The sequence below is a fragment of the Curtobacterium sp. MCPF17_050 genome, from assembly GCF_003224435.2.
GTDB lineage: Bacteria > Actinomycetota > Actinomycetes > Actinomycetales > Microbacteriaceae > Curtobacterium.
In genome coordinates, this window is sequence record NZ_CP126250.1 from 2,981,695 (window position 1) to 2,995,590 (window position 13,896).

Annotated in this window: 12 protein-coding genes; 2 read left to right on the plus strand and 10 right to left on the minus strand. The window is 70.0% G+C overall.

What is annotated here, in order from left to right:
- Positions 1-127: 127 nt before the first annotated feature.
- The 7 genes from DEJ34_RS14150 to DEJ34_RS14180 form a co-directional block, all read right to left on the minus strand.
- Positions 128-1,984 (minus strand): glycerol-3-phosphate dehydrogenase/oxidase, encoded by a 1,857-nt coding sequence (locus DEJ34_RS14150; RefSeq protein ID WP_110910643.1) that lies wholly within the window; start codon positions 1,982-1,984, stop codon positions 128-130.
- 63 nt (positions 1,985-2,047) lie between these two features.
- Complete coding sequence (locus tag DEJ34_RS14155; protein WP_110824195.1) at positions 2,048-3,166, minus strand: GuaB3 family IMP dehydrogenase-related protein; 1,119 nt, start codon at positions 3,164-3,166, stop codon at positions 2,048-2,050.
- A 54-nt stretch (positions 3,167-3,220) separates the two neighbouring features.
- Entirely contained in the window at positions 3,221-3,397 is a 177-nt protein-coding gene (locus DEJ34_RS14160) for a hypothetical protein (protein WP_181419459.1), read from the minus strand.
- A 339-nt stretch (positions 3,398-3,736) separates the two neighbouring features.
- Complete coding sequence (locus DEJ34_RS14165) at positions 3,737-4,600, minus strand: ABC transporter ATP-binding protein (protein WP_110824196.1); 864 nt, start codon at positions 4,598-4,600, stop codon at positions 3,737-3,739.
- Positions 4,597-5,559 (minus strand): ABC transporter ATP-binding protein, encoded by a 963-nt coding sequence (locus DEJ34_RS14170; RefSeq protein ID WP_110824197.1) that lies wholly within the window; start codon positions 5,557-5,559, stop codon positions 4,597-4,599. The genes DEJ34_RS14165 and DEJ34_RS14170 overlap by 4 nt, the downstream gene beginning before the upstream one ends.
- Positions 5,552-6,538 carry a branched-chain amino acid ABC transporter permease gene (locus DEJ34_RS14175; protein ID WP_110824198.1) on the minus strand — a complete coding sequence of 329 codons (987 nt, stop codon included), beginning with the start codon at positions 6,536-6,538 and terminating at the stop codon, positions 5,552-5,554. Before DEJ34_RS14175 ends, DEJ34_RS14170 begins: the two co-directional genes overlap by 8 nt.
- 12 nt (positions 6,539-6,550) lie before the next feature.
- Positions 6,551-7,879, minus strand: coding sequence for a branched-chain amino acid ABC transporter permease (locus DEJ34_RS14180; RefSeq protein WP_110889252.1), 1,329 nt, complete (start codon positions 7,877-7,879; stop codon positions 6,551-6,553).
- A 363-nt stretch (positions 7,880-8,242) separates the two neighbouring features.
- Between DEJ34_RS14180 and guaB the strand changes: the two genes are divergently transcribed.
- The gene (guaB, locus tag DEJ34_RS14185; RefSeq protein ID WP_110824200.1) at positions 8,243-9,745 is read left to right on the plus strand and encodes an IMP dehydrogenase; all 1,503 of its coding nucleotides are present in this window, start codon (positions 8,243-8,245) and stop codon (positions 9,743-9,745) included.
- A gap of 85 nt (positions 9,746-9,830) precedes the next feature.
- Here guaB and DEJ34_RS14190 read toward each other — a convergent pair whose 3' ends face one another.
- Complete coding sequence (locus DEJ34_RS14190) at positions 9,831-10,649, minus strand: SDR family oxidoreductase (RefSeq protein ID WP_110900432.1); 819 nt, start codon at positions 10,647-10,649, stop codon at positions 9,831-9,833.
- A gap of 249 nt (positions 10,650-10,898) precedes the next feature.
- On the opposite strand from DEJ34_RS14190, the gene DEJ34_RS14195 reads away from it, so the two are divergent.
- Positions 10,899-12,236: an ABC transporter substrate-binding protein gene (locus tag DEJ34_RS14195; protein ID WP_110910502.1), complete on the plus strand. Its 1,338-nt coding sequence runs from the start codon at positions 10,899-10,901 to the stop codon at positions 12,234-12,236.
- Between the two features lie 249 nt (positions 12,237-12,485).
- On the opposite strand, the gene rarD is transcribed toward DEJ34_RS14195, so the two are convergent.
- Both rarD and groES read right to left on the minus strand, forming a co-directional pair.
- A complete protein-coding gene (rarD, locus tag DEJ34_RS14200; RefSeq protein ID WP_110910503.1) occupies positions 12,486-13,439 on the minus strand; it encodes an EamA family transporter RarD in 954 nt (317 codons plus the stop codon).
- 122 nt (positions 13,440-13,561) lie between these two features.
- Positions 13,562-13,858, minus strand: coding sequence for a co-chaperone GroES (groES, locus tag DEJ34_RS14205; RefSeq protein ID WP_110824204.1), 297 nt, complete (start codon positions 13,856-13,858; stop codon positions 13,562-13,564).
- Between the last annotated feature and the right edge of the window lie 38 nt (positions 13,859-13,896).

The window sequence follows — 13,896 nt, forward strand, 5'->3', positions numbered from 1 at the left end:
ACCGTGCGTGGGGGCGGACGGGAGGCCCGCCCCCAGCTGGTCCCCGGACCCGCGCCGGCCGGTCCCGGACCGACGCACCAGCGGCACGTCCTCGGCCCAGGGTGGGGAGCCTCCCGTCCGGCCCGCGTCAGCTGGGCTCGGTCGTCTTCTCGCCCACGACCTGCTCGTCGGACGCCGTCGCCCCCTCGGCGCCGTCGCTCCGGCCGCCGCCGACGACGACGTCGTCCTCCTCGAACCCGAACGCGATGTCCGGCGCCTCGAGCCGCACGCGGTCAGCGGACTCGTCGTCGGGCTGCAGCTGCGACTCCCGCTCCGCGGCCACCCGCTTGAGGTAGTTCGACACCTCGTTCTCGGTGGTCTCCTGGTCCCAGCCGAGCACGTCCGCCATGAGCCGCGCGGCCACCGGCGCCGCGGATTCGCCGCGGTCCCAGGCCTCGATGGAGATGCGGGTGCGGCGGGCGAGGACGTCCTCCAGGTGCAGGGCACCCTCGTGCGAGGCCGCGTACACGACCTCGGCCCCGATGTAGTCGTCCGCACCGGGCAACGGCTCGGCGAGCGAGGGGTCCTCCTGCACGAGCTGCAGCACCTCGGTCGCCAGGGTGCCGTACCGGTTGAGCAGGTGCTCGATCCGGACCTTGTGCACGCCGAACGTCTTCGCGGTGCGGGCCCGCTTGTTCCACGCGGCCGGGTAGCCCTCGGCGCCGAGCAGCGGGATGTCCTGCGTCGTCGACTCCGGGATCCTGCCGTCCATCGCTGCGGCGGCCTCGTCGATGGCGTCCTTGCCCATCACGCGGTAGGTCGTCCACTTGCCACCGGCGACGACCACGAGGCCCGGGGCCGTGTGTGCGACGACGTGCTCACGGCTGAGCTTCGACGTGGCCTCGGACTCCCCCGCCAGGAGCGGTCGGAGACCGGCGTAGACGCCCTCGACGTCCTCGCGGGTGAGCGGCACGGCGAGCACCTTGTTGACGTGTTCGAGGATGTAGTCGATGTCCGCCGCGGTCGCCGCCGGGTGCGCCTTGTCGAGGTACCAGTCGGTGTCGGTCGTGCCGATCAGCCAGTGGCGACCCCACGGGATGACGAACAGGACGCTCTTCTCGGTGCGGAGGATCATGCCCGAGTTCGACTGGAACCGGTCGCGCGGGACGACGAGGTGCACGCCCTTCGATGCACGCACCTTGAACTGCCCGCGGGTGCCGACCATCGCCTGGGTGTCGTCGGTCCAGACACCCGTCGCGTTGACGACCTGCTTCGCCCTGATGTCGAAGTGCTCACCGGTCTGGATGTCGTGCGCGTGCGCCCCGACGACCCGCTCCCCGACCTTGATGAAGCCCTCGATCCGGACCCGTGAGGCAGCGTGTGCGCCGTACGAGGCCGCCGTGCGGACGAGTGCGGCCACGTAGCGGGCGTCGTCGACCTGCGCGTCGTAGTAGGTCATGCCGCCGACGAACGCGTCCTTCTTGAGGGACGGCATCGAGCGGAGCACCTGCGTGCGGGTGAGGTGGCGGTGGTGCGGCACGCCGGGCGGACGTCCGCCGGACCAGCTGAAGACGTCGTACATCGCCATGCCGATGCCGATGTAGAAGCGCTCCCAGACCCGGTGGTTGAGCGGGTACAGGAACCGGACCGGCTTGACCAGGTGCGGGGCGATGCGCTGGAGCAGCAGGCCGCGTTCGATGAGGGCCTCGCGGACGAGCGTGAAGTTGAGCTGCTCGAGGTACCGGATGCCACCGTGCACGAGCTTCGACGACCGGCTGGACGTGCCCGAGCCCCAGTCGCGGGCCTCCACGATCCCGACCGACAGGCCCCGGGTGACGGCGTCGAGTGCGGCACCACCGCCGACGATGCCGCCGCCGACGACCAGGACGTCGAGCTCCCGGGTCTTCAGGGTCTCGATCGCGGCCTCGCGCTCGTCCGGGCCGAGCTTCGTCGCGGGGTCGAACCCCGCGGTGCTCGACGCACGGTTCGTGACCGTCGTTGTCATGATCGCCTCCATCGCCGTCCGGCGCCGGAGCAGCGCCCGCGGATCGTCCACGGGCGCACCGCGTCAGCGGTGGTAGGGCGCCACGACCACTTCTACTCGCTGGAACTCCTTGACGTCGGAGTACCCGGTCGTCGCCATCGACCGACGCAGGGCGCCGACCAGGTTGGCGCGGCCGTCCCACGACGGGGTCGGGCCGTTCAGGATGCTCTCGAGCGAGCCGATGGTGCCGACCTCGACGCGACGGCCGCGGGGCAGCTCGGGGTGGTGCGCTTCGGCACCCCAGTGGAAGCCACCGCCCGGGGCCTCTGCCGCGCGGGCCAGTGCGGTGCCGAGCATGACGGCGTCGGCCCCCATCGCGATCGCCTTGACGACGTCCCCGGCGGTGTCGAGACCGCCGTCCGCGATGACGTGCACGTACCGCCCGCCGGACTCGTCCATGTAGTCGCGACGAGCGCCGGCGACGTCGGCGACCGCGGTGGCCATGGGTGCGTGGATGCCGAGCGCGGCGCGCGTGGTCGACGCCGCGCCCCCGCCGAAGCCGACGAGCACGCCCGCGGCGCCGGTGCGCATGAGGTGCAGGGCCGCCGTGTAGGTGGAGGCACCGCCGACGATCACCGGGACGTCGAGCTCGTAGATGAACTTCTTGAGGTTGAGCGGCTCGGTGTTCTGCGACACGTGCTCGGCGCTGACCGTCGTGCCGCGGATGACGAACAGGTCGACACCGGCGTCCACGACCGTCTGCGAGAACTCCTGCGTGCGCTGCGGGCTGAGCGAGCCGGCGACCGGGACGCCGGCGGCACGGATCTCGGCCAGACGGCGGGTGATCAGCTCGGCCTTGACCGGCTCGGCGTAGATCTCCTGCATGCGCTTCGTGACGTTGCCGTCGGTCAGCGTGCGGATCTCGGCGAGGTACGGCTCCGGGTCCTCGTAGCGGGTCCACAGGCCCTCGAGGTCGAGGACCCCGAGGACGCCGAGACGCCCCATCTCGATGACGGTCGCGGGCGAGGCGACGGAGTCCATCGGCGCGGACAGGATCGGCGACTCGAAGGTGAACGCGTCGATCGACCACTGGACGTTGACGTCCCGCGGGTCACGCGTCCGCCGCGAGGGGACCACCGCGATGTCGTCGAACGCGTACGCCCGACGTCCGCGCTTGCCTGCACCGATCTCGACTTCGCTCACCCGGCAACCCTACCGGGCGGGGTGTGCGGGTGGCACGGCCGGACGGTCGGCGGGTCAGCGCGTGCGACGTCGGCGGAGCACCCGGAGCGTGAGCCCGAGCAGCAGCGCCAGCACGATGAGCACGACGAGGAGTGCGGCGGCGACCTTCACGAGCAGGGCCGCGCCCACGAAGAGCACGACGAACACCACCCACACGAGGGCGTCCATCGCCCGGGCCGAGAAGCGTTCCACGCTGGAACGGTACCCGACGCGCCGGAGGCGGGGCGGGCCTCCCGGCCGGACGGGGGGCACGGGGTCGCTCCCGCAGACACGCGCGTCTGCGCGAGACGCCGCCGAGTGCGCGAGACGCCGCCGGAACCGGTGGCGTCTCGCCGCTCCGGCGGTGTCTCGGGTGAGACACCGGCGTCTCGATGCGACACCGGCGTCTCCGAGAGACACCGGGTGTCCCGTTCCGACACCGGCGTCCGCCCGCGGCACGAGAGCGGGGCCGTGCGGCGCGCAAGCGCAGCCAGCACGGCCCCGTCCGTCGCGGATGCTGCCCCCACAGCGGCACCCGCGGTGTCGACGACCCTACTTCGTGGCGTCGACGTCCTTGGCGAGCGTTCCGAGGTAGAGCTCGATGACCTTCGGGTCGTCGGCGAGCTCCTTCCCGGTGCCCGAGTACGCGTTCCGCCCCTGGTCGAGGACGTAGCCGCGGTCGCAGATCTGCAGGCACCGGCGGGCGTTCTGCTCGACCATGATCACGGACACGCCGGCCTTGTTGATGCGGCGGGTACGGATGAACGTCTCGTCCTGCCGCACCGGCGACAGGCCGGCGGAGGGCTCGTCGAGCAGCAGCACCTTCGGGTCCATCATGAGCGCCCGCGCCATCGCGACCGACTGCCGCTCACCACCGGAGAGCGACCCGGCGCGCTGGCCCTTGCGCTGTCCGAGCACGGGGAACAGGTCGTAGATGACCTCGAGCCGCTCGGCGAACTTCTTCGGGCGCAGGTACAGCCCCATCTGCAGGTTCTCCTCGATGGAGAGCGAGGGGAAGACGTTGTTCGTCTGCGGGACGAAGCCGACCCCGGCCTGCACGAGCTTGTTCGCCTTGAGGTTCGTGATGTCCTCGCCCTGCAGCGTGACCGAGCCCTCGCGGATGTTCACGAGGCCGAACAGCGCCTTGAGGAGCGTCGACTTGCCGGCGCCGTTCGGGCCGATGATGCCGATGAGCTCGCCCGGGTAGCAGACCAGGTCGCACCCGTTGAGGATGTTGACACCCGGCAGGTAGCCGGCGACGAGGTTGTCGGCACGCATGACCGGCTCGCGGTCCTGCACCGCGGTGGCGCCGCCGGTCGCGGCACGCGGGGTCGTGCTGCCCGGGGTGACGGCCACCGCTGCCGGCTCCGCACTGGAGGCCCGGTCCGCGCCGGTGCCGTTCGTCGCGTCCGTCATCGGGTCGCCTTCCCTTCGTCGGCGGCGTCCGCCGCGTCCTCTTCTGCGACCTCGTCGGCGAGTTCCTCGTAGGTCTCCTCGGTGAGGAGCGAGTCGTCACCGAGGTCGGTGTCGTGGTGGGCGCCGAGGTAGGCGTCGATCACGGCCTGGTCGTCCATGACGGTGGCGGCCGGGCCCTCGGCGACGACCTTGCCCTCGGCCATCACGACGACCCAGTCCGAGATGTGCCGGACCATGTGCATGTCGTGCTCGACGAAGAGCACCGTCATGCCGTCGTCGCGGAGGGACTGGATGTGCCCGAGCAGCGACTGCGTCAGCGCCGGGTTCACGCCGGCCATCGGCTCGTCGAGCATGATCATCGTCGGGTCGGACATGAGCGCGCGGGCCATCTCGAGGAGCTTCCGCTGGCCGCCCGAGAGCGATCCGGCGTAGTCGTCCTTCTTCTCGAGGAGCTTGAAGCGGGCGAGGAGGTCCTCGGCCTTCGCCGTGATCTCCTGCTCACGCTTCCGCCACAGCGGGCTGACCAGCGCGGCGAAGAAGTTCTCGCCCGGCTGGTCCTTGGCGCCGAGCAGCATGTTCTGCATCACGGTGAGGCGCGACAGCGCCTTCGTCAGCTGGAACGTGCGGACCATGCCGGCGCGGGCGACCTTCGCGGCCCCGGTGTTGCCGAGCGTCTTCCCGTTGAACTGCCAGCGGGCCTCCTTGCCGCTCGTCGGCTTGTCGAAGCCGGTGAGCAGGTTGAAGAAGGTGGTCTTGCCGGCGCCGTTCGGCCCGATGAGGGCCGTGATGGCACCGCGCTGCACCTCGAGGTGGTCCACGTCGACCGCGGTCATGCCACCGAAGCGGCGGCTGATGTTGTCGACCGTGAGGATGGCGTCCGGCTTCGGCGAACCGGGGGCGTGCTGCACCGCGGTGAGGGCGGTGGGGACGCCGGGCGTGGTTCCGGTGGGTTCAGACACTGAACGTCAGCTCCTTCTTGTTCCCCAGGAGTCCCTGTGGGCGGAAGACGATGAGGAGCATGAGCGCGACACCGACCAGCACGTAGGAGAACTGCTCGGCCTGCTGGGCGCTCATGATCGAGTTCGGGATGAAGTCACCCGCGAGCGTGCGGATGAAGAGACGGACGACGAAGAACAGGATCGCGCCGAGCACCGGTCCGAACACCGTCGCCGCGCCTCCGAGGATGAGCGCCGTCCAGATGAAGAAGGTCATCGAGCGGCCCATCGCGTCCGGCTGCACCGAACTCGGCAGGACGTAGATGACCCCGGCCAGGGCACCGAGCGCGCCACCGAAGACGAGCGCCTGCATCTTGTAGGAGTAGACGTTCTTGCCGAGGGAGCGGACCGCGTCCTCGTCCTCGCGGATGGCCTTCACGACACGGCCCCACGGGCTGCGCATGAGCAGGAACAGCACGAGGGTGAACAGGGCGACCAGGCCCCAGCCGACGATGCGGATCCACCAGCCGTTGACGCCGTTGTTCGAGTACGTGAACCACAGGATGGTCGTGGTGCCGTCGGGCAGGAAGCTCAGCGCGTTGAACGGCTCGCGGTAGCTCGAGCCGGTGATGCCGTTCGAGCCACCGGTGGTGTCGGTGAGCAGACTCGATCGGCCGACCATGCGGATGATCTCGGCACCGGAGATCGTCACGATCGCCAGGTAGTCCCCGCGCAACCGCAGGGTCGGGATGCCGAGGATGACCGCGAAGACGATCGCGATGGCCAGGGCGATGAGCACCGCGAGCCCGACGGGCAGGCCGTTCGAGATCGAGATCGCGAACCCGTAGGCGCCGAGCAGCAGGAACGCCGCCTGGCCCATGTTGACCAGGCCGGTGAGCCCGAAGTGCACGTTGAGGCCGATCGCCGCGAGCGCGAACGCCGCGGTCGTCGGCGCGAGGGCCTCCTGCGTCAGCGAGGTGAGCAGGGTGAGGATGTAGTCCATGCGGGTGCTCCCTTAGCCGATCCGCTCGGCACGGCCGAAGATGCCCTGCGGCCGGAACAGCAGGATGAGGATGAGGATGACGAGGGCGGTGGCGTACTTGAAGTCACCGGGCAGCACCAGGTTCGTGAGCTCCACGACGATGCCGATGATCATCGAGCCGACGAGCGCGCCGTAGGCCGTCCCGAGACCGCCGAGGGTCACCGAGGCGAACATGAGCAGCAGCAGCTGGAGACCGGTCTGCCAGTTCACGCCGTTCAGCACGAGGCCGAGCATCACACCGGACAGACCGGCGAGACCGGCGGCGAGCGTCCACACGAAGCGGATCACGCGGTCGACGTCGATGCCCGAGGCCGCGGCGAGCGCCGGGTTGTCGGACACCGCACGGGTGGCACGTCCGAAGCGCGTCTTCCCGAGGAACAGCCCCGTGCCGACGAGCACGACGAGCGCGATCCCCATCGCGACGTACGACTGCACCGTCAGCGTGATGCCGGCGAACGTCACCGTCTCCGGGTTGCCCTGCTGGATGCGGACGGTCGATGCCCCGAAGAAGTACTGGAAGGCGTACTGGGCGGCGATCGAGAGACCGATCGTCACGATCATGAGCTGCGTGAGGCTGATCCGGCGCTTCCGCAGGGGCTTCCAGATGCCCGCGTCCTGCAGGTACCCCGTCGCGGCACAGAGCAGCACGGTCACCAGCCCGGCGAGCCAGATGTTCCATCCGAGCTGGTTCGCGAAGACGTAGGCGAGGAGGCCACCGAGGGTCACCTGCTCACCGTGGGAGAAGCTGGACAGGCCGGTCGTGCCGTAGATGAGCGACAGGCCGATCGAGGCGAGGGCGATGAGGAGTCCGAGGCGGATGCCGGAGGCGAACTGCTGCCAGAACCGTGCCGCGGTGACGCTCGTGGCGCCGGTGTCGGTGGTCGCGCCCTCCTGGTCGGAGAGCTGGAAGATCGTGCCGGCGTTGGCGTTCAGGTTGCCCTGCACGGTGCGCTCGGCGTCCTTCGCGTCGGTGAGGTACTGCCCCTTCGGCAGCGAGTCCTGGTCGACCTTGACCGTGTAGGACCCGGCCTCCGAGATGCTGACCGACCAGCGGCCGTCGGCGTTCGTCGTCGAGGACCCCGTGAACGAGCCGGGGCCGGTGACGTCGACGTCGACTCCCGCGGCGGGCTCCCGCTCCGAGTCGAGGATCGTGCCCTGGATGCAGCCGTTCGTCGTGCTGACCACGCAGGGCCCGGTGCTCGCCGGTGCGCTGCTGGCGGAGGGGCTGCTGGTCGCTGCGCCGGCGACGGGCGAGAGCACCACGTCGACGGCGAAGGTGGCCAGGAAGGCGAGGAAGAGCACGGCGGCGAGGACCAGGCGACGACGGCCTGGTGCCCCGCGGCGGAGTCGGCGCGCCAGCGCTGACCCCGGCGGAGTGATGGAACCCACGGATGAGCCTCTCGTTCGGATAGTCGAGGACCCTAGGGATTTTTTGTGTCCCCCGTGTTTCCGGCACGTTCCCTGCACAAATCGTGCCGCAACCGTGACCTTGCACAGGCGAGTCGATTTGCGTTCCCGCGGAGAAGCCTCCCGTCCGGCCGGTACAGCGGCCGATCCCGGCCCTAGGAATGGCGCCTGCGTCGCGCGCGTTACCATGTCCCATCGAGAGCCCACCGGTGCGTTCCCGGTACTGACACCCGTTCACCTCGCCCACGAAGGGGACCCATGGACCAGCCGGATCCGTTCGGATTCATCGGACTCACGTACGACGACGTCATGCTCCTGCCGGGGCACACCGACGTCATCCCGAGCGAGGCGTCCACGACGTCCCGGCTCACCAAGCGGATCTCGGTCAACGTGCCGCTGCTCTCCGCGGCCATGGACACCGTCACCGAGTCCCGCATGGCCATCGCCATGGCGCGCCAGGGCGGCATCGGGATCCTGCACCGCAACATGTCCATCGAGGACCAGGCCGCCTACGTGGACAAGGTGAAGCGCTCCGAGTCGGGCATGATCACCAACCCGGTGACCACCAGCCCGGACGCCACCGTCGCCGACGTGGACGCGCTCTGCGGGCAGTTCCGCGTCTCCGGCCTGCCGGTCGTCGAGGCCGACGGCACGCTCGTGGGCATCATCACGAACCGTGACATGCGCTTCGTCGCACCGTTCGAGATGTCGAGCACGCTCGTGCGTGACGTCATGACGAAGGCCCCGCTCATCACGGCGCTCGAGGGCATCGACCCCGAAGAGGCGATCGCCATCTTCGCGCAGCACAAGATCGAGAAGCTGCCGCTGGTGGACGCCGACGGCAAGCTCCGCGGGCTCATCACCGTCAAGGACTTCGACAAGAGCGAGAAGTACCCGGACGCCACGAAGGACGAGGAGGGCCGACTGCGCGTCGGTGCCGCCATCGGCTTCTTCGGCGATGCCTGGCAGCGCGCCGAGGCCCTCCGCGACGCCGGGGTCGACGTGCTCGTCGTCGACACCGCGAACGGCGAGAGCGAAGGCGTGCTCGACATGGTCCGCCGCATCAAGGCCGACTCGTCGTTCGACGGCATCGACGTCATCGGCGGCAACGTCGCGACCCGTGCCGGTGCGCAGGCGCTCATCGACGCCGGTGTCGACGCCGTCAAGGTCGGCGTCGGCCCGGGCTCGATCTGCACCACCCGCGTGGTCGCCGGTGTCGGCGTGCCGCAGGTGACCGCCGTGTACGAGGCCTCCCTCGCCGCACGCGAGGCCGGCGTCCCGATCATCGCCGACGGCGGCCTGCAGTACTCGGGCGACATCGCGAAGGCCCTCGTCGCGGGCGCGGACACCGTCATGCTCGGCTCGCTCCTCGCCGGCACCGACGAGTCCCCGGGCGACCTGGTGTTCGTCGGCGGCAAGCAGTTCAAGGCGTACCGCGGGATGGGCTCCCTCGGGGCGCTGCAGACCCGCGGCAAGAAGACGTCGTACTCGAAGGACCGCTACTTCCAGGCGGACGTCCCCTCGGACGAGAAGCTCATCCCCGAGGGCATCGAGGGCCAGGTGCCCTACCGCGGCTCGGTCGGCAACGTCGTCTACCAGCTCGTCGGCGGGCTGCGGCAGTCGATGTTCTACGTCGGCGGCCGCACCATTCCGGAGCTGAAGGCCCGCGGCAAGTTCGTCCGCATCACCGCGGCCGGGCTGAAGGAGTCGCACCCGCACGACGTCCAGATGGTCGTCGAGGCGCCGAACTACCGCGGCTGACCCCCGGTTCGACAGAACACGACGAGGGCGGCCCCGCGCAACGAGACACCGTTGTGCGGGGCCGCCCTCGTCGCTTCGTCCGGGACTACGCGCTCCGCCAGTCGTCCGACGTGATGTGGCTGCCGCCGTGCGGGCCCATCTGGAGCATGCCGCCGTCGACGGGCAGCGACACGCCGGTGATGTACGACGACGCGGGCGAGGCCAGGAACGCCACGGCGGCCGCGATCTCCCACGCGTTGCCCGGACGGCCGAGCGGCACCCCGGGACGGGAGATCGTGTGCGGGTCCTCGTCCTCTGCGCCGGTCATCCGGGTCGCGATCTCCCCCGGTGCGACGGCGTTCGCGGTGATGCCGTGCGACGCCAGCTCGATCGCGATCGTCTTGAGCAGACCGCCGAGCCCGTGCTTCGCGGCGTCGTACGCGCTGGAGCCGTACCGCGGCTGGTGCTCGTGCACGCTCGTGATGCCGATGATCCGGCCGCCGGTGCCCTGCGCGACCATGCGACGAGCGGCTGCCTGGATCGTGACGAAGGCCCCGTCGAGGTCGGTCGCGACGGTGTGCCGCCACTGGTCGAGCGTCAGGTCGAGGAACGGAGCGTTGTCGCCCGTGCCCGCGTCGGCGACGATGACGTCGACCCCGCCGAGTTGGGACACGAGGCCGTCGATGACCGCGCCCGCCCGCTCGAGGTCGGTCACGTCGAGCTGCGCCACGTACGCCTGTCGCCCGGCGGCGCGGACCTCGGCCGCGGTCTCCTCGGCCCGGTCGGGCTCGGACAGGTAGGTGATCCCGACGTCCATGCCGGCGGCCGCCAGCGCGACCGCGGTGGCCTTGCCGATGCCCGACTCCGAGCCGGTGACGATGGCCCGCGTGGGCCGGAAGACGGTGGTGGAAGATGTGTCGTTCATGTCTGCGGAACGTACGCCGGGCCTCCAGGACGACCGTCCGGGACCACGGAGACCGTCCAGACGGACTCCTGATCAGGGGTTCCGGTGAGGCCGCTCAGAAGTGTCACGGGTATGTAACGAAACACCCAGGTGTGTACTTCCGTCACACGGGCGAAACACATCGACCCTAGTTTTCTCCTCAATCCCACGCGGAGACGCCGCGCTCGACCCGATGCGGTAGGGCCTCCGCGCAGAGAAAGGGTTCCACGGATGATCAGAACCACCCGCGCCACCACGGCGCTGGCACTGGCGGGAGCGGCAGCGGTGCTCCTCGTCGGCTGCTCCACCTCGAGCAACGCCGGTGACGGCGCGTCCGAGTCGGCCAAGGCCGGCGGCGGGAAGAAGGACCCGGCCGCGAGCTGCGAGGCCCCCTCGTCGCCCAGCACCGACCCGCTGAAGATCGGTACGATCCTGCCGCTGACCGGGTCGCTGGCCTACCTCAACCCGCCGGCCGAGTCCGGCGTCGGCCTCGCCGTCGAGGACATCAACGCCGCGGGTGGTGTGCTCGACGAGGACGTCACCATCGACCCCGCCACCGACTCCGGCGACAGCAACGACATGACCGTGTCGAGCTCCGCCGCGACGAAGCTCGTGGACGCGAAGGTCCCGGTCGTCATCGGTGCCGAGTCGTCCTCCGTCACGCTCAACGTGATCGACCAGCTCACGAGCAACTGCATGGTGCAGATCTCGCCGGCGAACACGGCGACCGACCTGTCCGGCTACTCGTCGCACTACTACCGCACCGCTCCGCCGGACTCCGTCCAGGGTTCCGCGCTGGGCCAGCTCGTCACGGGTGACGGCAACGCCAAGGTCGCGTTCCTCGTCTTCAACGACACGTACGGCACCGGCCTCCGCAACTCCGTCCAGGAGGCCGTCGAGTCCGCCGGTGGCCAGGTCGTCTACGGCGCCAAGGGCAAGGGGCAGGAGTTCCCGCCCGGACAGACCACGTTCTCGTCCGAGGTGACCGCAGCACTCGCGACCGAGCCCGACGCGATCGTCGTGCTGGCCTTCGACGAGACGAAGTCGATCATCCCCGAGCTCGTCTCGCAGGGGAACAAGGCGAAGATCTACATGTCCGACGGCAACACGGCGGACTACTCGAAGGACTTCGACAAGGGCACCCTCGAGGGCGCGCAGGGCACCATCCCCGGTGCCAGCCCGAAGGACGACCTGAAGAAGCGCCTCGTCGACTTCTACAAGAAGTCCTCGAACAAGGACCTCGCCGACTTCTCGTACGCGGCCGAGTCCTACGACGCCACCACCCTCGCCGCCCTCGCCGCGGTGAAGGGCAAGGGCACCGACTCCGGCACGATCCAGGCCAACATGGCTGCGGTCTCCGGGGCGGACGGCGGCACCGAGTGCTCGACGTTCAAGGACTGCAAGGACCTCCTCGACGACGGTGAGGACATCCACTACACCGGTCCGTCCGGCATCGGTCCGTTCGACTCCAAGAACGACCCGTCGAGCGCCTACATCGGCATCTACAAGTTCGACGGCGACAACAAGCCCGTGTACCAGAGCGCCATCCAGGGCTCGGTCTCGAAGTAACGCCCGCACGACCGACGGCCCCCGGGAGCAGCTGCTCCCGGGGGCCGTTCGCGTGGGCGGGGCATGCGGGCGGCTCGGCTGCGGGCGGGAGCGCGGAGACACCGGCGTCAGCACGTCACGCCGCCGAACGGTCGAGACGACGCGGAACAACGCGGCGTCTCGACATCGAAGCGGCGTCAGGGACAGACAGGCGCGTCCCGCAGGCGCGACTCGCTCGCCGGCCGGGAGGCCCGCCCCGCCCCCGCCGGCTCAGGCCGGCTCGGGTACGGCGTCGGGTCGCGCACCCCGCCGCGCAGCGGTGAACGAGTCGACGGTGAGCAGCACGAGCGCCGACCAGACGATCCCGAAGCCGATCCACCGCGAGACCGACATCGGCTCGTGCTGCACGAGCACCCCCACGAGCAGCTGCATCACGGGTGCGAGGTACTGCGTCAGCCCGAGGGTCGACAGGCTCACCCGACGGGCCGAGGACGCGAAGAGCAGGAGCGGCACCGCGGTCGCCGGCCCGGTCAGCACCGTGACGAGGGTGTGCACCCAGCCCTCGCTCGTGAACGTGACCCCGCCGCCGAGCCCGGTGACGCCGAGCACGACCAGCGCCCCCACCGCGAGCGGGAGCAACCACACGGTCTCGATCGTGAGCCCGCTGAGTGCGTCGACCGTGCCGCCCACGCGCTTCTTCACGAGACCGTACGTCCCGAACGAGAACGCCAGCGCCAGCGAGATCCACGGCATCCGTCCGTACCCGACCGCGATGACGACGACGGCCAGGACGCTGACGCCGACGGCGGTCCACTGCAGGGGTCGGAGGCGTTCGCGGAGGACCACCACGCCGAGCGCGATCGTGACGAGCGGGTTGATGAAGTAGCCGAGCGCCGCCTCGACGGTGTGCCCCGTGGTGGCCGCGAGCACGTACACGGTCCAGTTCACCAGGATGAGCCCGGCGGCGATGCCCATGATGCCCATCACCCGCGGCTGCACGAGTAGGGACCGGGTGCGGAGCCATGAGCGGGTCGCGAGGATGGCAACGGCGCAGAACACCAGGCCGAAGACGATCCGCCACGACACGATCTCGAACGCGCCCGCCGGGGCCATGGCCGCGAAGAGCAGGGGCATGAGTCCCCAGAGCCCGTACGCGACGAGGGCCTGCACCACGCCGACGGATGCCTCGCTGCGCGCCGGACGCGTGGGACTCGGTTCACTCACGGAACCATCCTAGGAAGGCGGACCGACGGACGCGGGCGCACCGGGCCTCCCGGCGGTCACCGCGTCCCCGGGACGACGAACGCCCCGCCGGCCAGGCCGACGGGGCGTTCGTGGAGCAGATGTCAGTTCTCGATGACCGCGAGGACGTCGCGGGCGGAGAGGACGAGGAGGTCCTCACCCGAGTACTTGACCTCGGTGCCGCCGTACTTCGAGTAGATGACCTTGTCGCCGACGGCGACGTCGAGCGGCACGCGGTTGCCGTTGTCGTCGATGCGACCCGGACCCACGGCGACGACCTCGCCCTCCTGGGGCTTCTCCTTCGCGGTGTCCGGGATGACCAGACCGGAAGCGGTGGTCTGCTCCGCCTCCACCTGGCGGATGACGATGCGATCTTCGAGCGGCTTGATGCTGACGGCCACGGTGACCTCTTCTTTCTCGGTACGTGTTCGGTACTGAC